19 protein-coding genes are annotated in these 25,488 nt (G+C 66.2%); 12 read left to right on the forward strand and 7 right to left on the reverse strand.

The genetic code is table 11. The annotated features are described in order from the left end of the window. The first annotated feature begins 935 nt into the window (after positions 1–935). From dnaA to BRADO_RS00030, 6 genes are all read left to right on the forward strand, one after another. On the forward strand, positions 936–2,366 hold the full coding sequence (gene dnaA / locus BRADO_RS00005; protein ID WP_011923277.1) for a chromosomal replication initiator protein DnaA: 1,431 nt from the start codon (positions 936–938) through the stop codon (positions 2,364–2,366). A gap of 292 nt (positions 2,367–2,658) precedes the next feature. Then, complete coding sequence (dnaN, locus tag BRADO_RS00010) at positions 2,659–3,777, forward strand: DNA polymerase III subunit beta (protein WP_011923278.1); 1,119 nt, start codon at positions 2,659–2,661, stop codon at positions 3,775–3,777. 220 nt (positions 3,778–3,997) lie between these two features. Beyond that, on the forward strand, positions 3,998–5,134 hold the full coding sequence (gene recF / locus BRADO_RS00015; RefSeq protein ID WP_011923279.1) for a DNA replication/repair protein RecF: 1,137 nt from the start codon (positions 3,998–4,000) through the stop codon (positions 5,132–5,134). Positions 5,135–5,433: 299 nt separating this feature from the next. Continuing rightward, entirely contained in the window at positions 5,434–7,872 is a 2,439-nt protein-coding gene (gene gyrB / locus BRADO_RS00020; protein ID WP_011923280.1) for a DNA topoisomerase (ATP-hydrolyzing) subunit B, read from the forward strand. A 164-nt stretch (positions 7,873–8,036) separates the two neighbouring features. Further along, positions 8,037–9,332 carry a UDP-N-acetylglucosamine 1-carboxyvinyltransferase gene (gene murA, locus BRADO_RS00025; RefSeq protein WP_011923281.1) on the forward strand — a complete coding sequence of 432 codons (1,296 nt, stop codon included), beginning with the start codon at positions 8,037–8,039 and terminating at the stop codon, positions 9,330–9,332. A 146-nt stretch (positions 9,333–9,478) separates the two neighbouring features. After that, positions 9,479–9,958: a DUF2867 domain-containing protein gene (locus BRADO_RS00030; RefSeq protein WP_011923282.1), complete on the forward strand. Its 480-nt coding sequence runs from the start codon at positions 9,479–9,481 to the stop codon at positions 9,956–9,958. Between the two features lie 186 nt (positions 9,959–10,144). Here BRADO_RS00030 and BRADO_RS00035 read toward each other — a convergent pair whose 3' ends face one another. Both BRADO_RS00035 and BRADO_RS00040 read right to left on the reverse strand, forming a co-directional pair. After that, complete coding sequence (locus BRADO_RS00035; protein WP_011923283.1) at positions 10,145–10,891, reverse strand: sterol desaturase family protein; 747 nt, start codon at positions 10,889–10,891, stop codon at positions 10,145–10,147. Between the two features lie 195 nt (positions 10,892–11,086). After that, a complete protein-coding gene (locus tag BRADO_RS00040; protein WP_011923284.1) occupies positions 11,087–11,854 on the reverse strand; it encodes a helix-turn-helix transcriptional regulator in 768 nt (255 codons plus the stop codon). Positions 11,855–12,875: 1,021 nt separating this feature from the next. On the opposite strand from BRADO_RS00040, the gene BRADO_RS00045 reads away from it, so the two are divergent. Then, the gene (locus BRADO_RS00045) at positions 12,876–14,252 is read left to right on the forward strand and encodes an MATE family efflux transporter (RefSeq protein WP_011923285.1); all 1,377 of its coding nucleotides are present in this window, start codon (positions 12,876–12,878) and stop codon (positions 14,250–14,252) included. A 2-nt stretch (positions 14,253–14,254) separates the two neighbouring features. Here the strand turns inward: BRADO_RS00045 and BRADO_RS00050 are convergent, their stop codons facing one another. Next, the gene (locus BRADO_RS00050; RefSeq protein ID WP_011923286.1) at positions 14,255–15,397 is read right to left on the reverse strand and encodes an FUSC family protein; all 1,143 of its coding nucleotides are present in this window, start codon (positions 15,395–15,397) and stop codon (positions 14,255–14,257) included. 111 nt (positions 15,398–15,508) lie between these two features. On the opposite strand from BRADO_RS00050, the gene BRADO_RS00055 reads away from it, so the two are divergent. After that, positions 15,509–16,879: an MmgE/PrpD family protein gene (locus BRADO_RS00055; protein ID WP_011923287.1), complete on the forward strand. Its 1,371-nt coding sequence runs from the start codon at positions 15,509–15,511 to the stop codon at positions 16,877–16,879. Between the two features lie 8 nt (positions 16,880–16,887). Here the strand turns inward: BRADO_RS00055 and BRADO_RS00060 are convergent, their stop codons facing one another. Continuing rightward, entirely contained in the window at positions 16,888–18,294 is a 1,407-nt protein-coding gene (locus BRADO_RS00060) for a serine hydrolase (RefSeq protein WP_011923288.1), read from the reverse strand. 141 nt (positions 18,295–18,435) lie between these two features. Continuing rightward, positions 18,436–19,512, reverse strand: coding sequence for a helix-turn-helix domain-containing protein (locus BRADO_RS00065; RefSeq protein ID WP_011923289.1), 1,077 nt, complete (start codon positions 19,510–19,512; stop codon positions 18,436–18,438). Between the two features lie 140 nt (positions 19,513–19,652). Here BRADO_RS00065 and BRADO_RS00070 point away from each other — a divergent pair, with 140 nt between their 5' ends. Together BRADO_RS00070 and BRADO_RS00075 are read left to right on the forward strand one after the other, a co-directional pair. Beyond that, the gene (locus BRADO_RS00070; protein WP_011923290.1) at positions 19,653–20,570 is read left to right on the forward strand and encodes a pirin family protein; all 918 of its coding nucleotides are present in this window, start codon (positions 19,653–19,655) and stop codon (positions 20,568–20,570) included. 39 nt (positions 20,571–20,609) lie between these two features. Then, on the forward strand, positions 20,610–21,524 hold the full coding sequence (locus tag BRADO_RS00075) for a phosphoribosylaminoimidazolesuccinocarboxamide synthase (RefSeq protein ID WP_011923291.1): 915 nt from the start codon (positions 20,610–20,612) through the stop codon (positions 21,522–21,524). Positions 21,525–22,285: 761 nt separating this feature from the next. On the opposite strand, the gene BRADO_RS00085 is transcribed toward BRADO_RS00075, so the two are convergent. Continuing rightward, positions 22,286–23,206 carry a LysR family transcriptional regulator gene (locus BRADO_RS00085; protein ID WP_011923292.1) on the reverse strand — a complete coding sequence of 307 codons (921 nt, stop codon included), beginning with the start codon at positions 23,204–23,206 and terminating at the stop codon, positions 22,286–22,288. Between the two features lie 95 nt (positions 23,207–23,301). Here BRADO_RS00085 and BRADO_RS00090 point away from each other — a divergent pair, with 95 nt between their 5' ends. Then, positions 23,302–24,057 carry an SDR family NAD(P)-dependent oxidoreductase gene (locus BRADO_RS00090; protein WP_011923293.1) on the forward strand — a complete coding sequence of 252 codons (756 nt, stop codon included), beginning with the start codon at positions 23,302–23,304 and terminating at the stop codon, positions 24,055–24,057. A gap of 118 nt (positions 24,058–24,175) precedes the next feature. Continuing rightward, positions 24,176–24,550 carry a nuclear transport factor 2 family protein gene (locus tag BRADO_RS00095; RefSeq protein ID WP_011923294.1) on the forward strand — a complete coding sequence of 125 codons (375 nt, stop codon included), beginning with the start codon at positions 24,176–24,178 and terminating at the stop codon, positions 24,548–24,550. A 210-nt stretch (positions 24,551–24,760) separates the two neighbouring features. Here the strand turns inward: BRADO_RS00095 and BRADO_RS00100 are convergent, their stop codons facing one another. Then, the gene (locus tag BRADO_RS00100; RefSeq protein WP_011923295.1) at positions 24,761–25,438 is read right to left on the reverse strand and encodes a nitroreductase; all 678 of its coding nucleotides are present in this window, start codon (positions 25,436–25,438) and stop codon (positions 24,761–24,763) included. Positions 25,439–25,488: the final 50 nt, after the last annotated feature.

Consider the following 25,488-nt stretch of genomic DNA (forward strand, 5'->3'; position numbering starts at 1 on the left):
CGAAAAACACCGGCTCGAAAATGACTTAAGCGCATAGCGGGACCAAGTGTTTTGAAAAGCGGTCAAGCTTGGTTGGAACGTAAAAAAATTATGAAGAAATTTTGGGCAGACGATGTTGTTTGTCACATCCGAGATTCCTCGCGATGATTCAAAACCTTGCTTTCTTAACGCCGAGCACCGCGCAGCAGGCGGTGCAAAGACTCGTCACGCGTGCACTGATCAAATGGATTGCGAGTCCCGGCGCATCGTGTATTTCTTAAATCCACTCGCGGCGCCCACGATCTTGAGACCAGCGCGGTTTTAGAAACGGGGCGGACGTGCAAATCGGCGGCGGTGTGCGCGTTGGCGACGCTTTCGAAAGCGATAGCCGGAATGGTACCCATAGCGATATGGGGAACGAAAGAGCTTTGTCTAAATTTCTCGGGCACAACATCATCGTTGCGCCGTTTTGAACAAGAGAAATACGACATCGCTTGAAACCGGCTGGAGCTTGCGACGGCTTCGTTCAGCGAGTGGACAATGGACGGGATGTACGGCGTTGCGGCTGAATCTTGGGGTTCGGACGCGGTGCCTTTGGGACATGTGCGAGATGACAACTTGCCGTGAGCAATCACGGCGAGGCGGGGAGGTTGCATGCTTTACGGACACATCGCTGTTAGACACCAAGAGCTGGTTCCGGATCACGCCACCTTAGCGGTCAACACCACCAGCACGGCCATCGGTCCTCCCGCCCTCGCGCATCCGAGTATGCGCTGACCTCGCAGAGAACACCCTCGACCAGCACTGATCTGCCCAACGGCGCGCGCGCCGGACGGCGAAGCTTTGCCTGGAGTTGAGCCTCCGCTCGAGGTCTCGCTTGGCAGACCTGTTCGTATCCAGAACATCTGCACGGCGATCACACGACACACCACTCAATTCGAAAAGTTGCGACTGCCATGACAAATTCGGAACAGGAACGCTGGTCTCGCGTGAAGGGTCGGCTGCGCTCGACCGTTGGCGAGGACGTCTATACGAGCTGGTTTGCCCGCATGGACCTCGAAGCCGTCCAGGACGAAAGCGTCCATCTGTCGGTGCCGACGCGCTTTCTGAAGAGCTGGATCCAGGCGCATTATGCCGAGCGCGTGCTGTCCGCCTGGCAGGCCGAAATGCCCGAGGTGCATCGCATCGACCTCTCCGTGCGCACCGCGATGCGCTGCGCGACGCCCGCCAAGGAAGCGCCCGCCGCGGTGGAGGCGCGCCGCCCCGAGCGTAGCGACGCCAAGCCGGTATCCGACGCCCGCGCACCGGTCATGACTCCGGTAGCCGCCAGCCATGATGCGCTGGGCGGCTCGCCGCTCGACCCGCGCCTGACCTTCGCGAGCTTCGTGGTCGGCCGCGCCAACACGCTCGCCCATGCGGCCGCGCGCCAGGTGGCCGACGGCCGACGCGGCGATCCGGTGATGTTCAATCCGCTTTACATTCACGCCGGCGTCGGTCTCGGCAAGACGCATCTGCTGCAGGCCGTGACCTGGGCCGGCAATGCCGGCGGCGAGCGCAAGGTGCTGTATCTCACCGCCGAGAAGTTCATGTATGGCTTCGTCGCGGCGTTGAAATCGCAGACCGCGCTGGCCTTCAAGGAGGCACTGCGCGGCATCGACGTGCTCGTGATCGACGACCTGCAGTTCCTGCAGGGCAAGTCGACCCAGGCGGAGTTCTGTCACACCTTGAACGCGCTCATCGACGCCGGGCGCCAGGTGGTGATCGCCGCCGACCGGCCGCCGTCCGATCTCGAGAGCCTCGACGACCGCGTCCGCTCGCGGCTCGCCGGCGGTCTCGTCGTCGAGATGGCGACGCTCGGCGAGGACCTTCGCCTCGGCATTCTCAAGTCGCGCGTCGCGGCGGCCCGCGCGCATCATGCGAGCTTCGACGTGCCGGAGGCGGTGCTGGATTATCTCGCCCGCTCCATCACCCATAACGGCCGCGACCTCGAAGGCGCGATCAACCGCCTGCTGGCGCATTCCAAGCTCAACAACCAGCCGGTCACGCTCGACATGGCCGAGCGCGAGGTACGCGATCTGGTCCGCCCGCAGGAGCCGAAGCGGATCAAGATCGAGGACATCCAGCGCGTCGTGGCGCGGCAATACAATGTCAGCCGCTCCGACCTCCTGTCCTCGCGCCGCACCGCCAATGTCGTGCGCCCGCGCCAGGTTGCGATGTACCTCGCCAAGACGCTGACCTTGCGCTCCCTGCCCGAGATCGGCCGCCGCTTCGGCGGGCGCGACCACACCACGGTGCTGCACGCCGTGCGCAAGATCGAGGCCCTGGTCGGCAAGGACGTCGCGCTGAACGACGAGGTCGAGTCGCTCAAGCGCCAGCTGCAGGACTAGACGCGCTCTCGCGGGGGCGCGGACAGAAGGTCCGCCCCCAGCCGCTTGTTCCCGCCACCGAACGCTCCCGCCCGGCCGGCCCGCAGCATCGCGGAAATGCCTGCCGAAACATGGGAAATCCGGCCCGCGCTCCCTTGCGCTTGAGCCCCATCCGCGCCACTTTACGCCTCCCCCTCACGCTCCTGGACGCTGAAAAAGCGGCCGTTCGGGCGCGAGGTGTCATCGGCCGCGGCGCTGCTCCAGCCCGCCGGCATTCCAGGACGAGCTCAGGTGGGAACGGGCGGGTAGTGCAATGAAAGTAACCGTCGAACGCGCGCAGCTGCTGAAGTCGCTGGGCCATGTCCATCGCGTGGTCGAGCGCAGGAACACGATCCCGATCCTCGGCAATGTCCTGGTGCGCGCCGAGAATGCCAGGCTGTCGCTGCGCGCCACCGATCTCGACCTCGAAGTGACGGAAACGCTGGCCGCCGAGACCGCCACCGCCGGATCCACCACTGTTCCGGCGCACATGTTCTACGACATCGTGCGCAAGCTGCCGGACGGCTCGCAGATCGTGCTGGAGAGCGACGGCGAGCGCGCGGTGCTCGCGATCCGCGCCGGCCGCTCCAAGTTCACCCTGCAGACCTTGCCCGAGAGCGACTTCCCGGATCTCGCCGCCGGCGAGATGACGCATGCCTTCGGCGTTCCCGCCAAGGACATCAAGAGCCTGATCGACCGCACGCAGTTCGCGATCTCCACCGAGGAGACGCGGTATTACCTCAACGGCATCTATCTCCACGCCGGCGGCACCGCCAAGCAGCCGACCTTGCGCGCCGTCGCCACCGACGGCCATCGCCTGGCGCAAGTCGATCTGCCGCAGCCGTCCGGCGCCGCGGAGATGCCCGGCGTCATCGTGCCGCGCAAGACCGTCGGCGAAGTGCAGCGGCTGATCGAGGACAATGACAGCGAGATCAAGATCGAGCTCTCGCAGGGCAAGATCCGCTTCACGTTGGGACAGGTCGTGCTGACCTCCAAGCTGATCGACGGCACCTTCCCTGATTACGGCCGCGTCATTCCGCAGAACAACGACAAGGAGCTCGTCGTCGACAAGGCCGACTTCGCCGCCGCCGTCGACCGCGTCTCCACCATCTCCAGCGAGCGCGGCCGCGCCGTGAAGCTCGCGCTGTCCGCCGGCAAGCTGGTGCTGTCCGTGACCAACCCGGATTCCGGCAGCGCCACCGAAGAGCTTGAGGTCGAATACGCCTCCGACGCGCTCGATATCGGCTTCAACTCGCGCTATCTGCTCGATATCGCCGCCCAGATCGAGGGCGAGGTCGCGGTGCTCAGGCTGGCAGACCCGGGCTCGCCAACCCTGATCCAGGACCGCGACAACCGCAACGCGCTGTACGTGCTGATGCCGATGCGGGTGTGAGGCGCGCTGCAGATCGATGTGTAGAGTGGGCAAAGCGCAGCGTGCCCACCACCTCCAACTAACAGGCGGCGGGCACGGCGGCGCCATTGCTCAGCCCGACAGTCTCTCCGTCATTGCGAGGAGCGGAGCGACGAAGAAACCCGGGCCTTGAGGCCCTTCGTTCCGAGGCAGTCCTGGATTGCTTCGCTTCGCTCGCAATGACGGATCGATCTCTCGTCCAATGACCCCCTCCCGCATCAATCGCCTGTCGCTGACGCATTTCCGCAGCTATCGCGCGGCTGGTGTCAGCGTGCAGGCGGACATGGTGGCGCTGGTCGGGGCCAATGGCGCCGGGAAGACCAATTGCCTCGAGGCGATCTCGTTCTTCGCGCCCGGCCGCGGCCTGCGGCGCGCCACGCTCGAGGACGTCGCCGACAACCAGGGCGACGGCTCCTGGGCGATCTCGGCGGAGATCGAGGGCGCTCTGGGACTCGCCACCTTCGGCACTGGCATCGAGCCGCCGCGGGGCGATGCCAGCACGACGCGGCGCTGCCGCATCGACCGCGAGCCGGTCGGATCGGCCGCGGCGTTCGGCGATCACATCCGCATGGTGTGGCTGACGCCTTCGATGGACGGGCTGTTCATGGGCGCCGCCTCCGAGCGCCGCCGCTTCTTCGACCGGCTGGTGCTCGCGATCGACAGCGAGCATTCCAGCCGCGTCTCGGCGCTGGAGCGCTCGTTGCGCTCGCGCAACCGGCTGCTCGAGGTGCGCAATTTCGACGACCATTGGTGTGACGCCATCGAGCGCGAGACCGCCGAGCTCGCGGTCGCCGTCGCCGCGAGCCGCGGCCAGACCGCGGTGAAGCTCGCCGCGATGCTGCGCCAGCGCGGGGCCGCCTCCGCCTTCCCGTCGGCCGAGATCGCGCTCGACGGCTGGATGGAGAATGCGCTGCTCACCGAGCCCGCGCTCGCCGTCGAGGACCGCTACCGCGCGCTGCTGCGCGACAATCGTGCGCGCGATGCTGCAGCAGGGCGTACTCTCGACGGCCCGCATCTCACCGACCTGCACGTCATCTACGCGCCGAAGAACATGCCGGCGCGCGACGCCTCCACCGGCGAGCAGAAGGCGCTGCTGATCGGCCTGATCCTCGCGCATGCAACCCTGGTCGCCGAGACCACCGGCATCGTGCCGATGCTGCTGCTCGACGAGATCGTCGCCCATCTCGATCCCGGAAGGCGCACCGCGTTGTTCGCCGAGCTCGGCACGCTCGGTGCTCAGGTGTGGCTGACGGGCGCCGACCCCGCAGCCTTCGCCGAATTGCGCGAGCTCGGCGAGATCTTCGATGTCGAAGGCGGCCGGATCACCGCAAGACGGTAGAGGCGCAGCACTGCGGTTCCCACACGTCGCCATCGAACGCCGGACCGATAGTCCTCGCGCGAGCGAGGACGGGGCCAAAACGGACCCCGGCGGGATACGATCGAGGCCGTCCGAATCGGCCTTTCGAGGGCCCCGAAGAGAGCCCTCGAACGGCTTGAAAAACCGTTAAAAAAACCCATCTCTTCAATATCTTAAGGCACGCCTTTTTACGCTAGGCGCGCCTTCCGTTTCATGGCAGAAATAGCGTCCTCAGCACCCCAGCGCGACATCGCCCTACGGGACCCCTTCAAAGGCCTCACATGACCGAACCCGCCCGGCAAACCATCGCCGACAACGAGCCTGCCACCGCGAATGAATACGGCGCAGAATCGATCCGGGTGCTGAAGGGCCTGGATGCCGTGCGCAAGCGCCCGGGCATGTATATCGGCGACACCGATGACGGCTCCGGCCTGCATCACATGGTCTACGAGGTCGTCGACAACGCGATCGACGAGGCGCTGGCCGGCTACGCGACCCGGGTGGAGGTCGTGCTCAACGCCGACAATTCCGTCACCGTGCGCGACGACGGCCGCGGCATTCCTGTCGGCATTCACAAGGATGAAGGCGTCTCCGCGGCCGAGGTCATCATGACCCAGCTGCACGCCGGCGGAAAGTTCGACCAGAACTCCTACAAGGTTTCCGGCGGCCTGCACGGCGTCGGCGTCTCCGTCGTGAACGCGCTGTCGAGCAAGCTCGAGCTGCGTATCTGGCGCGAGGACAAGGAGCATCTGATCGAGTTCGCCCATGGCGACGCGGTCGCGCCGCTGCGGGTGGTCGGCGAGTCCAAGGGCAAGCGCGGCACCGAGGTGACGTTCCTCGCCTCGACCGAGACCTTCAAGATGGTCGAGTACGACTACGCGACCCTCGAGCATCGCCTGCGCGAGCTCGCCTTCCTCAACTCCGGCGTCCACATCATCCTCTCCGACATGCGCCACGCGGTCGAGAAGCGCGAGGAGATGTTCTATTCCGGCGGCGTCGAGGAGTTCGTCAAATATCTCGACCGCAACAAGAAGGCGATCGTTCCCAATCCGATCATGGTGCGCTCGGAAGCCAACGGCATCACCGTCGAGGCCGCGCTGTGGTGGAACGACAGCTACCATGAGAACGTGCTGTGCTTCACCAACAACATTCCGCAACGTGACGGCGGCACCCATCTGGCCGGCTTCCGCGGCGCGTTGACGCGTCAGGTCAACGGCTATGCCGAGGCCAACGCGAAGAAGGAAAAGATCGCGCTGACCGGCGACGACTGCCGCGAAGGCCTCACCGCGGTGCTCTCGGTGAAGGTGCCGGATCCGAAGTTTTCGTCGCAGACCAAGGACAAGCTGGTGTCCTCGGAAGTGCGCCCCGTCGTCGAGAACGTCATCAACGAGGCACTGTCGGCATGGTTCGAGGAGCATCCCTCCGAAGCCAAGACCGTCGTCGGCAAGGTGATCCAGGCCGCCGCAGCCCGCGAAGCCGCGCGAAAAGCGCGCGAGCTGACGCGCAAGAATCCGCTCAACAATATCGCTTCGCTCCCCGGCAAGCTCGCCGACTGCCAGGAGAAGGATCCGGCCAAATCCGAGCTGTTCATCGTCGAGGGTGACTCGGCCGGCGGCAGCGCCAAGCAGGGCCGCAACCGCGAGTTCCAGGCGGTGCTGCCGCTGCGCGGCAAGATCCTCAATGTCGAGCGCGTGCGTCCCGACAAGATGCTGTCGAGCGAGCAGATCGGCACCTTGATCACCGCGCTCGGCACCGGGATCAGCGACGATTTCTCAATCGACAAGCTGCGCTATCACAAGATCATCGTGATGACCGACGCCGACGTCGACGGCGCCCACATCCGCACCCTGCTGCTGACGTTCTTCTACCGGCAGATGCGCCAGATCATCGACCGCGGCCATCTCTACATCGCCCAGCCGCCGCTCTACAAAGTCACACGCGGCAAATCCGAGCAGTATTTGAAGGACGAGCGCGCGCTCGAGGATTATCTGATCGGCACCGGTCTCGACGATTGCGTGTTCCGGACCGCCGACGGCGAGGAGCGCAAGGGCCGCGACCTGCTGGCGCTGGTCGAGGAAGCCCGGCTCGTGCGCAACATCCTGCGCAATCTGCACAGCCGCTACGACCGAAAGGTCGTCGAGCAGGCGGCGATCGCCGGCGTGCTGCGCGGAGACATCACCCGCGACATCGCGACCGCGGACGCCGCCGCCGAATACATCGCCAAGCGGCTCGACGTGCTCGCTGAAGAGGTCGAGCGCGGCTGGATCGGCCATTTCGTCGAGGGCCAGGGTTTTACGTTCGAGCGCACCGTGCGCGGCGTCAAGGACGTCGCTGTCATCGACGATGCGCTGCTGGCGTCTGCCGACGCCCGCAAGCTCGACGACTACGCGGCCCGTCTGCAGGACGCCTACGCCAAGCCCGGTGCCTTGCGCCGCGGCGACACCCAGACCGTGATCCACGGCCCGGTCGACCTGTTCGAGGCCGTCACCGATTCCGGCCGCAAGGGCATCGCGATGCAGCGCTACAAAGGGCTGGGCGAGATGAACCCGCAGCAGCTCTGGGAAACCACGCTCGACACCGAGGCCCGCACCTTGCTCCAGGTGAAGGTCAAGGAGGTCGACGAGGCCGACGACATCTTCACCAAGCTGATGGGCGACGTCGTCGAGCCGCGCCGCGAGTTCATCCAGGACAACTCGCTGTCGGCGAATGTGGACGTGTAGCGTAACTGAATTCCGTTCTTTGCTTCATCGGAAGCGAAGGACGGGACACTGGTTCTCGGATACTCTGGTTTTCGGATACCCTGGTTCGTATACAGTGTGCCTCGCGCCGTGACGAAGCCGGCGAGTTGCAGCGACCCACGCTTCGATGCACGGACCCGTCGCGCATGGCGCCCATTCAATACATCGTCGAGGGTGGTCACCGGCTCAAGGGCGCGATCGAGCCCTCCGGCAACAAGAACGCGGCGCTGCCGATCATCGCCGCGGCGCTGCTGACGGACCATCCCGTGACGCTCGACAACGTGCCGCGCATCCGCGACACCGAGACCCTGGTCGAGCTGGTGCGCTCGGTCGGCGCGTCAGCCGAATGGCGCGGGCGGAACCGGCTCGCCATCCACGCCAAGGAGATCCGCGCCGCCGATCTCGATCCGGACCTGTGCGCGCGCATCCGCGCCTCGATCCTGCTCGCCGGCCCCCTGCTCGCCCGCTGCGGCGAAGTGGCGCTGCCGCCGCCGGGCGGCGACGTGATCGGCCGCCGCCGCCTCGACACGCATTTCCTGGCCTTCGAGCAGCTCGGCGCCACCGTGACGGCGACCGACAAGATCGAGCTGCGCGCCTCCGGCCTGAAGGGCGCCGACGTCTTCCTCGACGAGCCCAGCGTTACCGCCACCGAGAACGCGCTGGTCGCGGCCGTCGCCGCGCATGGCACGACATACTTGCGCAACGCCGCGTCCGAGCCGCATGTGCAGGACCTCGCGCATTTCCTGGTGGCGCTCGGGGCCAACATCGAGGGCATCGGCACCAACACGATGGTGATCCATGGCGCCAGCACGCTCGGCCAGGCGTCCTATGCGATCCAGCCCGACCACATCGAGGTCGGCTCGCTGATCGGCTTGGCCGCGGTGACGCGCTCGCCGTTGCGCATCGTGCGCGCCGGCACCGAGCATCTGCGCTCGATCCGCATGGGCTTCGAGCGGCTCGGCATCGTCTGCGAGGTCGCCGGCGACGACCTCATCGTGCCCTCTGACCAGACCATGAAGATCAAGGACGATTTCGGCGGCCACGTGCCGAAGCTGGAGGACCAGCCCTGGCCGGCGTTCCCCGCCGACGTGATGTCGATCGCGATCGTCACCGCCACGCAATGCGAGGGCGTGATCCTGATGTTCGAGAAGATGTTCGAGTCGCGGATGTTCTTCGTCGACAAGCTGATCTCGATGGGCGCCCGCATCGTGCTGTGCGATCCGCACCGCGCCATCGTCGCCGGTCCCAGCCGCCTGCGCGGCGCCCGCGTCGTCTCCCCCGACATCCGCGCCGGCATGGCCATGCTGCTCGCCGCACTCTGCGCCGAGGGAACGTCTTATATCGACAACGCCGACCAGATCGAGCGCGGCTACGAACGCATCGACGAGCGCCTGAACGCACTGGGCGCGAAGATCACCCGCGTGCCGGAGCGCGGGCGATAAGCTCGTTCACGCGATATCTTTCCGCGTCATTGCGAGCGCAGCGAAGCAATCCAGAGTCCTTGCTCAGCCCTGCATTGCTTCGCGCTCGCAATGACGAATTGATGGACCGAGGACAAAAACGAAGCAACGACATGTGAGGCTCACGCATGACGATCAGCGAGATCACGCCCGATGTCGACCGTGATCGATGGCTCGCCGGTGCAGACTTCGCCGACGCCTTTCGCATCACCATCGACGGCGCGACCCTCAATGCCCGCAGCGCGGCCGAACGAATGCTCGGCCATACGCCCTGGTGGATGGCGGCGCTCCTGAAACTCCGCAACGCGCTCGTCCGGCCGTTCGGCTTGAAGACCTCGGGCGCGGACGCACGCCGTCCGCGTCCCATGATCGGGATATTCCCGGTGATCAACGAAACGCCACGACAACTCGTGCTCGGCTTCGACGACAAGCATCTGGACTTCCGCGTTCTGGTCGACGTTGCGACGGTCGGCGCGAGCTCGCAGGTGACGGCGACGACGTTGGTCCAAACCCATAACGCGCTCGGCCGCATCTATCTCACCGTCATCACACCGTTTCACCGCCTCGTGGTGAAGGCCACGCTGCGGCAGGTCGCGGTGACCACCTGATCTCGCCCGACCCTGCTCCCTCCTCCGTCATGATGTCGAACGGTTGTCCCGACAATAACGCAGCGGCAGGATGGGCAAAGAGCCGCCGACAGCAGACTCGTGCCACCATTGGGCGGCGCACGACCTCCCTTTGATGGGCACGGCGCGAGCGTCATCGCACGCAGGCCGACAGAGCGTGGCGCGCATTTACCCACCTTGCGACTCTCCATACACGTCGCGGAACATCAGCATGCGCACAAGATGCCGCTCGCTGTCGGCGGGAAACCCGCACCGCGCCGCGAACTCATCGGCATCGCGATAGGTCCCGAACAGCCGGTCCCAGATCGGCAGGTCGCCGTAGTTGCCGGAATGTACATCGAGCTCGTGGTGCAGCGAATGCAGCTCAGGCGTCTGAATGAGATATTTCAGCCAGCGCGGCGATCTGTAGTTGGCGTGATAGAAGAATTCGCTGGTCGCCGCGCACAGGTTGAACCACAGCGCGCCGGCGGATGAGCAGCCGAGCAGCGGAAACAGGATCAGCGCGGACAATCCGCTATCCGCCAGCATCTCGACCGGGTGCTTGTAGAACGACGTGAGGGTCTCGATGCGGCGCGGCGAATGGTGGATCTGATGAAACAGCTGCCACCAGCCGTTCAAATGGCGGATGCGGTGCCACCAGTAGAAGAAGAAGGTGCCGATCAGCCACGCTAAGAACCCCTGCAGCGCCGGCGAAGGCAGCGCGCGCAGTTCGAGCAGCGAGGCGCCGTCGAAGAGCTGCATCCAGAACCGGCCGGTCGCGAGCGTGACGCCGACCTGCAACAGGATCACGGCGAGGACGCGCCCGTACCAGCCGGGTGAATTGGGCAGTTCGCGGCCTGGCGCGATGCGCTCCAGGATCATGAAGGCGGCGGCACTGGCAACGGTCAGCAGCGGCGGAACGATGAGCGATGTCATGGCGGATCACCTGGGATTTCAGACCTGAAATTTCAGACCTGGGATTTCAGACCTGGGATTTCAGACCCGGACTCGCAGATCCGAGCTCGCAGATCCGCTCGCCGGGCCTGCGGGTTTCGCCACGATGACAGCACTGGACCGCGCCGAGGTCGATGACACATACGTGCTACGACGATGGTGCACTCCGCATACCGGCTACTTCAACGCCGCAATCAGCTGGCTGCGCTTCTTGATGCCGAGCCGCTCGTAGATGACCCGGAAATGATTCCCGACGGTGTGCTCGGAGATGCCGAGGCGCGATGCGATCGTCTTGTCCGGCAGCCCCATGAGCGCGAGATCGACCAGCTCGCGCTGCCGCTCAGTGAGCTTGCCTAGATCGAGCCGCGGCGCCGCCACCTGCTCGGTGGCCAGGAACAGCGCGTGCAGCACCGGCGCGATCAGGTTCAAGCACATCCGGACGTGCTGCGGCTGATCGGCGGCGACGCCGGCGAAGCTGAGATAGGTGCCGGCGCTGGCGAAGGGATCGATGACGCCGTGGCCGGCGACCACGCCGAGCGACAGCTGCTTGATTTCGTCGAGCTCGCGCGCGGTCGCGAATGGCGGCGGGTCGGCCGGGTCCAGAATGAAGGCGGTGCGATTCTGCACCCACCACGCAAAGCAGCCGCGCGCGCCGAGATCGAAGCTCTCTTCGAGCCCCGCCACGAAATCGTCCGGATAGCCCGAGGTCACCAGAGTGCGCATCCGGATGCGGCCGCCAATGAGCCTTCCATACGCACCGAGAAAGCGGTTGAACGGCAAGAAGCGTCGCAGCTGGACCTCGACCCAGGTCAGGATCTGCCGCTCCGTCACCGTCCCGCCGGGCACCGCGCCGAGCACCTCGACCCACGCCTGCAGATCGGGAGCCGGCGATACGGCCTGCACCGAATCTGCTGAGCCGACCTTGTCGTCTTTCCCGCCGCGCACGTTCGCTCCCCCACCGCCGTCAGCAACCGATGTTAGCACAGCATCATGCTCAAAGGTCACGCGACGGTCCAGCAATGAGGTCATCGTCCTTGGACGGATACAGCTTGCGGCTCAACCATGTCATATGCCCGTCAAGAGCTCGACCACCAGACTCGCCTCGCCCTGGCCGCGTTTGGCTGGATCGGCAGGCTAGACGCGGGGTGGGCAAAGGCGCGCCACACTGTCCCGGCTTGTATTAGATGTTGCTCACGCTTGCCCACCGTGAGCATCACGGCTCTCGATGGTGGGCACGCGCCGCCTTTGGCGTCGCTTTGCCCACCCTACCGATTCATCCTGCGCGGAAACACTGACTTTGCCAGACCACTCAGCGCTATGCTTCGAGCGGGACCTCCGTCGCCGAATTTTTCGCTTGCTTTATTTCCGAAATTCGGAAACAATGCGCTCCATCCCGTCCTCATGAGAGGGACGCTTCGCGATCGTCACGGACCGTGGAGGGCGGGGATGCGATGGATGCGGCGGCTCACAGCGTGCACCCGGCTTCGCTCGGGGCTGGCACGTGGACGAATGAGCGGCCGTGTACGGCGAAATCGTATGGTCCTGGCCTCCCGACGCTGAGGTCAAGCCGGCGGGCGATCCGCCGGCGACGGTGGCCAACAAGCCCGGCGCACCGAGGAGAGTACGTATAAGCCGTTCCAACCATTGCGCAGGGAAGGCCGGATGCGCGGCCCACCTGTGGTGACTGCCGCCTGCTACTTCTTTTGCAGGCGGGCCATGGGTGCGGTCAAGCACCCGGCCTTCCCTGCGCCCTCTCAGTTCCGAGGGCCGTCGATCGAGCAAAGCTCGGGCGCAATGCGTCGCGAGATTGCGGACTCACGAACGCAGCACCTGTGCAATGTCGAAGCGCGTCACGCCCTGGATGAACATCTGCTTCGTCGGTCTGCGCTCCTACGCCGCACATCCCCGCGACGGAACCTGCCCGCATGATGTGCATGCCATCACGGGGACTGCTATAGCCGCGCGCATGACCTCCTCAACGGCAACCGGCCACGCGCCGCCAACACCACCCTCTCTCGCGCTCGAACTCTGGGACACCATCCGCCTCGCCGCCCCGATGGCGCTGACGCAGCTGTCGCAGATCGCGATGATGTCGACCGATCTCGCCTTCATCGGCCGTCTGGGCGGCGACGCCGTCGCAGCGGCCGCCTTGGCCGGCACCGTGTATTTCGTCGGCTCGACCTTCGGCATGGGCTTGATGTCGGCGGTCGCGCCGCTGGCCGCGCAGGCGTTCGGCGCTGATGATGCCGGACTGGTGCGGCGCGCGCTACGCGTCGGGCTGTGGGCCGGCCTGTTCGTCGCGCTGCCGATCATGCTGATCGCGCTGAATGGCGAGACTATCCTGCTCGCGCTCTGCCAAGCCCCAGGCGTCGCGCATCTCGCGCAACATTATCTGTCCGGCCTCGCCTGGGGCGTCGCGCCGATGCTGTGGTTCCTGGCGCTGCGCAGCTTCATGGGCGCCGTGAATCGTCCCGAGCCGGTGCTGTGGATCACGCTGGCCGCGATCCCGCTCAATGCGCTGCTGGTCTATCCACTGCTCTACGGCCATTGGGGCCTTCCGCAACTCGGCCTGACCGGCGTCGGGCTCGCGACATCGAGCGTCAATCTGGGCACGTTTCTTGCCGGGCTGTGGTTCGCAGCATTCCGCCCACCGTTCCGCAACTATCATGTCCTGGCGCAGCTCGGCCGCATCGACTGGCGGCTGCTGCGGCAGCTGCTCGTCATCGGTGCGCCGATCTCGCTGTCGTTCCTGCTCGAATATGGACTGTTCTCGGCCGCCGCGATCCTGATGGGACTGATCAGCACCACTGCGCTCGCCGCGCATCAGATCGCGCTGCAAATCACTGCGATCCTGTTCATGGTGCCGTTCGGCATCAGCATGGCCGCGACGGTGCGCGTCGGACATGCTGCAGGACGTCAGGATCCGCACGCTGTCCGTCGTGCCGGCTTGATGGCGATGCTGCTCGGGCTCGGGCTCGCGGTGCTGTTCACGCTCGGCATCATCGCCGCGCGGGTCGAGATCGTGCAGCTGTTTCTCGGGAGCGCGGTGGCCGATGCCGAGGCGACCGTCGCGCTGGCGGCCACGCTGCTGCTGGTCGGCACCACCTTCTTCATCACCGACGCGCTGCAGACGATCACGGTTGGCGCGCTGCGCGGCATCAAGGATACGCGTATCCCGCTGCTGCTCGCGGTGCTCGGCTATTGGCTGATCGGCTTTCCCTTGTCCTACGTGCTCGGCCTTCACACCGCCTTCGGCGCGATCGGGATCTGGATCGGGCTGTCGATCGGCACCGGCCTCTACGCGGCGCTGCTGGTGCTGCGCTTTCTCAGGCTGTCGCGATGAGCTCAGGCCCCGGCCGTGTCCGACGTCTCCTCCGGCTCCGGCCGATGCGGCTTGCCGCTCGAGGCGCCGGCCCATTCCGCGACCACACGCTCGAGATCGATCAGGTTCTGCCGCATCTGGTCGAGCGAGAATCCGAGCGCGAAGAAGCGCTCGGCCGCATCCCCCGGCAGGCCGCGCGTCAGGCCGTCGCTGCGCACGGCGGCGACGGCCTCGGCATAGGCCTTGACGGCGACATGCACCGGCCAGATCGCCGGCGGGCCCGAGCCGTTGCGGATGGCGCCCGCGCAGCCGCGCAGATAGCCGGCGATGGCGTCGCTGACGCGGGTGACCGGCCCCGACAGCCGCGCCTGCAGCTCGGACGGCAGCGGCACCACACTGGCGCGGCCGATCATCACGACGTCGTGGCGCAGCCGCAGGATCGTGCGCAGCATCGGGCCGGTGTCGGCGCCCGACGACAGTCGCGCCGAGCGCTCGCGCTCGGCCTCGGCGCCGGTCGCATTCAATTCGGTGAGCGCCGCGCCGATGCCGTCCTGGATCCGGTGCAGCGCGTCGTTGTCGCGGCCGTGCGACAGGCCGGCCAACAGCTCGGTGAAAGCGGCCGCGATCAGCTCCAGCAGGCGCCCCGCGGCGCTGCGCATCTGCGCATGCGCGCGCGACGGCAGCACGACGAACGAGACCGCAAGACCGGTGAGCGCGCCGACCGCGACCTCGAACACGCGGTCGATCGCCGAGCCCAGCGGATCGAGATGGCCCATCGTCGGCACCAGCAGCACGATGACCGCAGTCACCGTGGCGGCATTCAGGCTCGGATTGACCGCGGCGATGAAGGCGAGCGGCGTCACCGCCAGGATCAGCATGCCGAGCAGCTGCAGTTCGCCGGAATGCGGAATGAACACCGTGATGGCGCCGCCATAGATCGCGCCACCGATGGTGCCGAACATGTAGTCCCGCGTCGCCTTCAGCGAACGCCCAACGCTGCCTTGCGTCACGATCAGCGAGGTCAGCACCGCCCACAGCGGCAGCTTGAGCTGGAAGGCGGTTGCGATGGCGAAGGCCAGCGTTGCCGCCACCGTGCCGCGGACGGCCAGCGACATCTGCGCCTTGCGCGCGCGCACCCGGCCGAACAGCTCCTTCAACGATGCCATCGATCACCCACCTCGAACGGACCAGCGCATGGCAGCCTCCCACCGGGGCTGACCGGCTTGAAAGGCGGAATCAGTCTGCCTACGCTGCCCGCAACAATGCGAGGAAACACGATGGCCCAGGAAACCGCAACGCTCGCCGCCTATGTCGCAGAGCTGAAATATGACGATATCCCGCCCGAGGTGCTCGACCGTGCCAAGGTGCTGACGCTCGACTTTCTCGGCAGCGCCATCCGCGCCCGACGCGAGGCTGAATCGACGCCGTCGGTGGTGAAGATGCTGGCGGCGCTGAAGCTGGATGCCGCCGGCGAGGCGACGGTGTTCGGCGATGGCAGGACCTGGACGCCGGCGGTGGCGGCGCTTCTCAACGGCACGATGGGACATTCGCTCGACTTCGACGACACCCACGCCGATTCCTCGCTGCACCCGAGCGCGCCGGTCGTGCCAGCGGCGTTCGCCGTCGGAGAAATGGTCGGCGCGTCCGGCCGCGAGGTGCTGACCGCGATCGTTGCCGGCTATGAGGTGTGCTGCCGTCTCGGCAACGCACTCGATCCGACCTCGCATTATGCGCGCGGCTTTCATCCGACCGCGACGGCTGGTACCTATGGCGCGGCGGCCGCCGCGGGCAAACTGTTCGGACTCTCCGAGCAACAGCTGGTCTACGCCTTCGGCGTGTCCGGCAGCCAGGCGGCGGGCTCGCTCCAATTTCTTGTCAACGGCGCCTGGAACAAGCGCTACCAGGTCGGCGCCTCCGCGATGAACGGCGTGATCGCGGCGACGCTCGCCAAGAACGATTTCGTCGGCGCGATCGAATCCGTCGAGGGCAAGCACGGCTTGCTGGTCGGCTACTCTGACACGCCGCATCGTGAGAAGGCCGTGGCCGGGCTCGGCACCAGTTATGAGACAATGAAGATCGGCGTGAAGCCCTATCCGAGCTGCCGCTATACGCATGCCGCAATCGATGCGATCATCGCGCTGCGCCGCGAGCACAATCTCACGCCCGACCAGGTCAAGCGCGTCGAGGTCGGCCTGCATCGCAACGGCATCACCTTGACCGGCGATGCCGCGACCAAGCGGCATCCGACCTCGATCGTCGGCGGCCAGTTCTCGATGTTCTTCACCGGCGCGCTGGCGCTCGACCAGGGCCGCTTCGGCTGGGACGACTATACGCGACTGGGCGATGCGGCAATCAACGCGCTCGCCGACAAGTTCGACGTGGTGCAGGACGACAAGCTCGAAATCGGCCGCAGCCATCCGTTCGGCGCGCGCGTGACCATCACCACCGAGGATGGCGTCCACGAGCGCCTGCACGACGATCCCTCGGGCGAGCCGACGTCGTTTCCGTCGGCGCAGGCGATGAGCGACAAGTTCATCACCCTGGCGCGCCCGGTGCTGAGCACTCGCGCGCAAGGCTTTGCGGATGCGATCCTGTCGCTGGAGCGGTTCGATCGCGTCGCACAGGCGACCGCGTTGGGGAGAGCTTAGCGCATGCGTCATTCTCCCCGCGTCGCCGCGATCACGTCGCTCACGAGCTCCGCCACGCCGTCCGCCTCTGGCGGCCAGTTCACGGTGCGGCCGAAGCGGGCGATGACCAGGCGCTCCGAGGGAATGATGATGACATATTGGCCGATCGAGCCCTTGGCGAAGAAGGCATCGCGTGGCCAGCCGTGGGAGACGCGATAGTTGGCGCCGAAACTGTCGCCACGATTGGTCCAGAAGCCGGCGCCGAGCCCGACGAAGGCGCCCGGCGTCGGACTGCTGACATACTCGGCCCAGCCGGCTGGCAGGATGCGGCGGCCGCCGACGACGCCGTCGTCGAGATACAGCTGGCCGAGCCGCGCCCAGTCGCGCGCCGAGGCCAGCATCTGGCTCGAGCCCTCCGGCGTACCGGCGGCATCGAACTCGATCGTGACATTGCGCATGCCGAGCGGATCGAACAGCTCGCGATGCGCGAAGCGCAGCACATCCGCAGCGCTGCCGCCGGCGGCGTCGCGGATGAGCTGCGAGAGGATGACGGTGTTGCCGTCGTGATAGTTGCTGACCGCGCCCGGCGTCGTCTCGATCGGCATGGTCTCGGCGAAAGCGGCGCGATCCGTTTCGACGAACTTCATGCGGTTGACCGGCTCGAGCGCCGACAGCAGCGAGGCCTGCAGCGAGCTGCCGAGCGCGAGCCCGGCGGTATGACGCAGCAGGTGATCGACGGTGATGGCATGACGCGGGTCGGTCTCGTTTTGCCAGGCGGCGACGCGCGCGGGCGCATGCAGCGTCAGCTTGTTCTGGCGGACGAGAATGCCGATCAAGGTCGCTATCATCGACTTGGTGGCGGAGAACCCGAGCAAAGGCGTGTCGAGGGTGATGCCGGGCCCATAGCGTTCGGCAATCAGCTTGCCGTCCTTGAGCACCACGACGGCATGGGTCCGCCGGAACGGCGGCGCCGCCGGCTCGGCAAAGGCGCGATCGAGGGCCGCGGCGAGGGCCGGGGTGGCCGACTCCAGAACGCGTGGCGGAGCGATGTCGGGCAGCAAAGCGGGCTGCGGAGCAGCGGGCCGGATGGTCGGCCAGTCCTGGATCTCGCCATGTTCCAAATGGCAGCCGAGCCCGTCGCGAAATACCGCATGGCTGCGGCCGAGCCCGAGCAGGGTCACGTTGACGTCCCGCGCTGCGCGGTCGACGCGGATATCCATGGCCCAGGTGAGCAGCCCCGCCCCAGGCATGGCGTCCCTGGTCTCGGACACAACGCGGTCCGGATCGAGGCCGGAGACGAAGGTCTCCGAGCAGACCACGCTCGCGATGAACCCTGTCGCGACCTCCGGGACATCGCGGGCGCAGGCAGCGCCGACCGCCAGAGCGGTCAGCGTGGTGGTGGCAAGAACGACGAGCAGCAGCAGGCGGCGAGTCATGGGACGCTCCGGCAGATGGACGTGCCCGACGAGAGCGCAGCTCCGGCCAAACGGCTCGCCGATTTTGAAACGGTCCGCCGCCGAAATTGGCAGCGACCTCGCCGATTTCGGAATTCTCCTTTGATTTCAATCTCGAGATCATCACGCCGCCGACTGCCTCAGGCGCCGGAACTCGGTCGGCGTCATCCCGGTCGCCGCCTTGAAGGCGCGGTTGAAGGGCCCCAGCGACTGGAAGCCGGCGTCCATCGCGATGGTGATCACCGGCACCTCGGCCTGGGCGGGATCGGCGAGCGCGGTTTTGGCCTCCTCAATGCGGTGGTTGTTCAGGAAGGTGTTGAAGTTGCGAAAGCCGAGCTCGCCATTGATCAGCCTGCGCAGCCGGTATTCGGGAATGGCAAGCTTCGTTGCCAGCACGCCGATGGTGACGTTCTCCTGGCGGTAGATCCGTTCATCCGCCATGAGCCGCCTCAGCGCATCGACCAGCTTGCGGTTGGCGGCCGTCTCCGCGGCGAGGGCGATCGCGGCGGGCGCCGCCGCGCGAACGGCTGCGTCTTTCGGCGCCTCCGGGGCAAACAGGTCGCCGGCGCCGACCCGCAACAGCAGCAGCGCGACGGCGCCGGCGACGGTGAGGAACATCGCTGCATTGATCACATTGCCGAGCTCCGAGGGACCACGCGCGGCAGCGAACATCTGCAACAGCGCATTGACGCCGCCATAGACCAGCGCCGCGATGACGACGACGGCGCGGACACGCCGCCGGCCCTCGACCAGATCGGCCGACCACGACCGGATCGTCTGCGCCAGGGTCAATCCGACGAAGCTGAGCGCCATCAGGTTGTTCGCGACGATCACGGGCCGTATATGACCGGCCGGCCCGAGCACGAGGCAGCTCATCAGGCTGAAGCCGAACACCGCGAGCCAGATCAGCCCGTGCTGCCAGCGCAGGCGAAAGCCGTCATCGAACAGCGCGCGGCAGAACAGCCAGAGCACGACGATGTCGGCGGTCGCGACCGCAATCAACGGCGCGAAGGCCAGCGACGGCGCCGCGGCGCCGCCGATGTTGAACGTCGCCGCGTGCGCGGCCGAGCCGAGCGCGAGCGCGATCGCGAGCCGGCCGATCGGACGTTGACCGAGCTCGCGCCCGAGTGCGACGGCCAGCACCGCGAGCAAGGCAATGGCGGCGGCGCGAAGTGCAAGATCGAGGCTGTCGAGCGGCATCGTCGGGGATCCCTTGTCGGCGGGCGGACCATAGGCCGGAGGTCGGCTCCGTTCAAATCACGCGGATGCCGCGACCTGATGCCCTGCCGTTGCCGGCATGAAGCTGCTAAGCTCGCTTCACCACATCCCAGGAGCGCCCCATGAGCTGGCAGCCATCGATCGATCCCGAATTCGGCGATCCCGCCTCCTGCGATGCGCTTGAGCATGTCATCGTGCCGCGCACCCGCGATCTCGGCGACGGCTTTGCCGTGCGCCGCGCGCTGCCGCATGGGCGGCGGCAGATGGTCGGCCCGTTCATCTTCTTCGATCATTTCGGCCCGGTGCAGTTCGTCTCCGGCAAGGGCATGGACGTGCGGCCGCATCCGCACATTGGCCTGGCGACCGTCACCTATTTGTTCGACGGCGCCATCATGCATCGCGACAGCGAGGGCAACGTGCAGGAGATCCAGCCCGGCGCGATGAACCTGATGACCGCCGGGCGCGGCATCGCGCATTCCGAGCGCACGCCGGACCTGCAGCGGCAAAACGGCCAGCAGATGCTCGGCCTGCAGAGCTGGATCGCGCTCCCCGTGGAGTCCGAAGAGATCGCGCCGAGCTTCCAGCACTACGCGGCGGGCGCGCTGCCGACCGTTAGCGACACCGGCTTCTCCGCGCGGGTCATCGCCGGCAAGGCCTTTGGAAAGGCTTCGCCGGTGACGATGGTGTCGCCGTGGTTCTATGTCGAGGTGACGGCGCAGGCGGGCACGGTGGTGCCGCTCGATCCCGATCACGAGGAGCGCGCCATCTACATCGTCGACGGGGAGATCGAGATCGCGCGCGAGCGCCACGAGGGTCCGCGACTGCTGATCTTCCGCCCGGGCGACGCGATCAGCGTGCGCACGGTCAAGCCGACCCGGATGATGTTCCTCGGCGGCGACGCGCTGGAGGGGCCGCGCCACGTCTGGTGGAATTTCGTCTCCTCCAGCAAGGAGCGCATCGAACAGGCCAAGCAGGACTGGAAAACCGGCCGCTTCGCCGCAGTACCGCACGAGCACGAGTTCATTCCGCTGCCGGAATAGGCTATGGGGAGCGACGCTCCCTTTCGAAGGCTCGACACGATGACCACGCTTCTCGCCAGCAATCTGCCGCTCCCGATAATCGGCCGCGGCAAGGTCCGCGACATCTATGCCGTCGGCGACGACCGCGTGCTGCTGCTGACCACCGACCGCATCTCCGCCTTCGACGTCGTGATGAACGAGACCATCCCGATGAAGGGCGCGGTGCTGACGCAGATCTCGGCCTACTGGTTCAACGCGCTCGAAGGCGTCGTGCATCACCATATGATCTCGGCCGACACGGATGAGATCATCACAGCCGTCCCCGAGTTGAAGCCGCATCGCGACGAGATCCTCGGCCGTGCGATGCTGTGCAAGCGGACCACGGTGTTTCCGATCGAATGCGTGATCCGCGGCTATCTCTCGGGCTCGGCCTGGAAGGAATATGCGGCCCACGGCACGCTCGCCGGCGAACAGTTGCCTGCAGGTCTTGTCGAGAGCCAGAAGCTCGAGCCCGCGATCTTCAGCCCGGCGACCAAGGCCGAGACCGGCCATGACGAGAACATCACGATCGCCCGGATGCGCGAGGTGGTCGGCGACGAGACGGCATATACGCTCGAGAGCATGACGCGCGCGGTCTATACACTGGGTGAAAAGCTCGCGCGCGAGCAGGGCATCATCATCGCCGACACCAAATTCGAGTTCGGCCGCGACAAGGACGGCCACATCATCCTGATCGACGAGGTGATGACGCCGGATTCGTCGCGCTTCTGGGCGGTCGACGCCTACAAGCCGGGCCAGCCGCAGCCGAGCTTCGACAAGCAGCCGCTGCGCGACTATCTCGATGCCGAACGCCGTGCCGGCCGCTGGAACGGCGACGCCCCGCCGCCGCCGCTGCCGCAGAGCGTAGTGGACGCGACAAGCCAGCGCTATCTCGAGGCGTTCCGGCGCGTGACGGAACGGGAGCTGAAGGTCTGAGGATTCTAAGCTCACGCGTTGACGCCTGGATCGGGACTTTTTGTAGTAGCGCGCATTGTCGACAGTGTGCATCGTGGACCCCCAACCCCGATCCTCCCCGCAACGCGGAGGGGTCAATCCTGAGCCGCTCTGTTAGTCGAGTCCGAACTTCTCACTCGTCTGCGCGCAATCCTAGCAAGAGGTTCGCTCTCTCTTCTCCCCTCCCCCTTGCGCGGAGGGGTCGGGGGTGGGGGTCCGCTCGGCGAGCTCATCATGATGCGCACCAACACGCCCGCAGCGCCGTCGCGCCCGAGTTGATCAAGACAGAACCCTCTGAACTTGCCGAGGGCGCAGGGAAGGCCGGGAGCTGGCTGCTCCCATGGCCCGCGTGCGATAAAAGAATGCACGCGGCGGTCACCACAGGTTCAGCCGGAACATCCCGGCCCTCCCTGCGCGATGGGTTTACGTCTGCTCCGTGCTCTCCCCGGGGACCGGCTTGTTTGCCCCCGTCACGTCGGCCACGCGTCCTGTCACGGATCGCATCGCGCGGGGCTTGGCGCCAGCTTCGGGGCGCCAGGACCACACGGCTTGAACGTCCGCGGAGCTGTCCATCGTCCAGCGCATCAGCACCTGACAGACCCGCGGCCACCGCTCCCCGCCTCTACGTATCGTGACGACGCGTACGCCCCTCTGCATGAGGTCGGGATGCACGGAATAGATCATGATTTCGGAAAAATAGCAAGCCCAAATCTCGCCTTTGCGAACCGCAATTGTTTGTTCCGCTAACAGCGTTCTTCGCGCGAACGCGACAAATGTCTGGCGAGAAACTCACTCAGCACCTCGATCCGGGCCGGCCGCACATGCGCGGCTGGCGTGATGAAGTACAACCCGCCGCCCGGGAGCTTCCAGTCCGGCAGCAGAATTTCCAGCCGCCCTTCGGCGACGTGGGGATCAGCGACGAAGCATGGCAGTTCGGCGATGCCGATGCCGTCCAGCAATGCGGGCAGCAGCGCATCGATGTTCGTCACCGACAGCGGTCCGGTCGGCGTCACCGCGGCCTCGCGGCCGTCGGTGTGGGTCAGATGCCATGTCGCCGTCCGGGCGCGATAGGCATAGCCGAGGCAATGATGGACGTTCAGCTCGGCGGGGGTTTGCGGCCGGCCGTAGCGGGCGATGTAGTCCGGCGACGCCACCAGGAAGCGGCCCATTGGGCGCAGGCGCCGGGCGATCAACGACGAGTCCGGCAGTGCGGCGATCCGCAACGCGGCATCGAAGCCGTCGCCGATCAGATCGACGGTGGCGTCGCTGAGATGCAGGTTGAGCGTGATCTCCGGGTATTCGCGCACGAACGCGGGAAGCAGCGGGCTGACTTCGCGCAGGCCGAACGACATCGGCACGGCGAGATTGACGGTGCCGCGCGGACGGCTGGACAGTTCGCGCGCGGCGCTTTCCGCCTCCTCCGCCTCCCGCAGCATGCGCGCGCCGCGCTCGGCGAGCGTCCGGCCGAAATCGGTCAGCGCCACCTTGCGCGAGGTCCGATTGAGCACCCGCGCGCCGAGCCGGTCCTCCAGGCGGGTGATGGCCCGGGAGACCGTTGCCACCGAAAGGTTCAAGGCGCGGGCAGCGCCGGCGAACGAGCGTTCCTCTGCCACCCTCGCGAGCAGGGCGAGGCCCTCGAAATCGGGTAAGCGGGTGCTCGACATCCACTTTCCTGCAACGATGACTTTCAACTGTTTCTATATCGGAGTTGCAGGCGTTTCGCCATCCTCTGCTGGCCAACACGACAGGAGAGACCCCCATGGCCCAGAAACTCAGCGAAAAGATCGCCGTCGTGACCGGCGGAACCAGCGGCATCGGCCTCGCCTCCGCCAAGCGCTTCGCCGCCGAAGGCGCCCACGTCTATGTCACCGGCCGTCGGAGGCCGGAGCTGGAAGCCGCGGTGACCGCGATCGGCCGGAGTGCGACCGGCGTCCAGGCGGATGCCACCAAGCTCTCGGACCTCGACGCGCTCTATCAGAAGGTGAAGCAGGATGTCGGCCGCATCGACGTGCTGTTCGTCAATGCCGGCGGCGGCTCGATGCTGCCGCTCGGACAGATTACCGAGCAGCAATATGACGACACGTTCGATCGCAACGTGAAGGGCGTGCTGTTCACCGTGCAGAAGGCGCTGCCGCTGCTGCGCGACGGCGCCTCGGTGATCCTGACCGGCTCCACAGCCGGCACCGAAGGCACGCCCGCCTTCAGCGTCTACGGCGCCTCGAAGGCCGCGGTGCGTGCCTTCGCGCGCAACTGGATCCTCGATCTCAAGGACCGGCGCATTCGCGTCAATACCTTGAGCCCCGGCGCAACCAAGACTCCGGGCCTCGTCGAGCTCGCCGGTCCGGACGCCGCGCAGCAGCAGGGGCTGCTCGACTATCTCGCCTCACGCATTCCGCTCGGACGCGTGGGCGATCCCGACGAGATCGCCAAAGCGGCGGTGTTCCTCGCCTCCGACGATTCCAGCTTCGTCAACGGCGCCGAACTGTTCGTCGATGGCGGACAGGCGCAGGTGTGAAGCAAGCCATCGCCGTAACCGCTATATTGCAGCGAGCCGTTGAAGGTTATCGACCACGATTAGCACCGCGTGCGACGTTGCCGTACGCGGGCGCCTATGACCCCGTCAGGAACAAGTCATGTCGCATTCATCAGACAACTACGACCATCTTCTCCGGTCGAACCTCAATCGCGTCTTCAACGAGCGCGATCCAGCAAAGCGCGCGGAGGCGATCGCCGAGCTATTCGTCGAAGTGCCCGTCATGTTCGAGCCGACCAACGTCGTCAACGGTCGAGCGGAGATTTCACGCGTGGCGGGCGACCTGCTTCAACAGTTTGGGCCCGATTTCGTCTTCGTCCCCGTGGGCACCGCAGTAGGTCACCATGGCCTGGCGCATCTGTCTTGGCAGGCTGGCCCGAAGGACGGCCCGATTGCCGTGACCGGCGCCGACGTGGCCGAGATCGTCGATGGCCGAATCGCGCGGCTCTGGGTGTTGCTGAACGCGGCGGCTTAGGACGGAGCGATTCGGGCGCTCACTTCCAGTGACGCTGGAAAACCATCGAGCGGTAGGGTGGGCAAAGGCGAGAGCGCGCTCCATCCTGAGACGTGCTAGCGGTGGCGCCGTGCCCACCGTCTCGCGGCGAGCACGCGGCGCGACGGTGGGCACGCTGCCGCCTTTGGCGGCTGCTTTGCCCACCCTACGGGGATTCACGGTTCAAGCCAACTACTCCTCGAACCCCACGAACACCGTCGCGTCCTTCACCGACTTGCGCTCCGACACCACGGCGTTGGCAGGAAAATCGTGATCGGGCCAGCCGAGCGCGATGCTCTTCATGATGACCTGGTCGGCGGCGATTCCGGCATGCTCGCGCACGACGGGCGACTGCATGATGCCCTGGCTGTTGATGACTGCGCCAAGGCCGCGCGACCAGGCGGCGTTGACCAGCGCGGTCGTCACGGCGCCGCAGTCGAACGGCGTGTCGTCGCTGCCGGCGAGCACGCGGTCATAGGTCACGATGATGCAGACCGGCGCGTCGAACTGGCGGAAGCCGCGCAGCACCCAGTCCTGGCGCTTCTCCTTGTCGTCGCGCGCGATGCCCATGGCGGAAAACAATTGCTTGGCGACGCCGATCTGCCGCTCGCGGTGCTGCCCGTCGAAGGGCTGGCCGATGCGAAACTCGCGCGACTGCGGCACGCCCGCGAGCATGCGCTCCGTGTTGCCGGCGCGGATGCGGTTGAGAGGCTCGCCGGTGATGACGTAGAAATTCCACGGCTGGGTGTTCATCGACGATGGTGCGCGCATCGCCAGCGTGAGGATTTCCTCGATCAGCGCCCTTGGCACGGGATCGGGCTTGTAGCCCCGAATGCTGCGGCGGCCGAGGATGACGTCATCGAATTCCATCTGCGTGGTATTCCTGCCCTGAGAGTTCTTGCGCGGATCATCGCGGCTTT

The sequence above is a fragment of the Bradyrhizobium sp. ORS 278 genome (assembly GCF_000026145.1).
GTDB lineage: Bacteria > Pseudomonadota > Alphaproteobacteria > Rhizobiales > Xanthobacteraceae > Bradyrhizobium.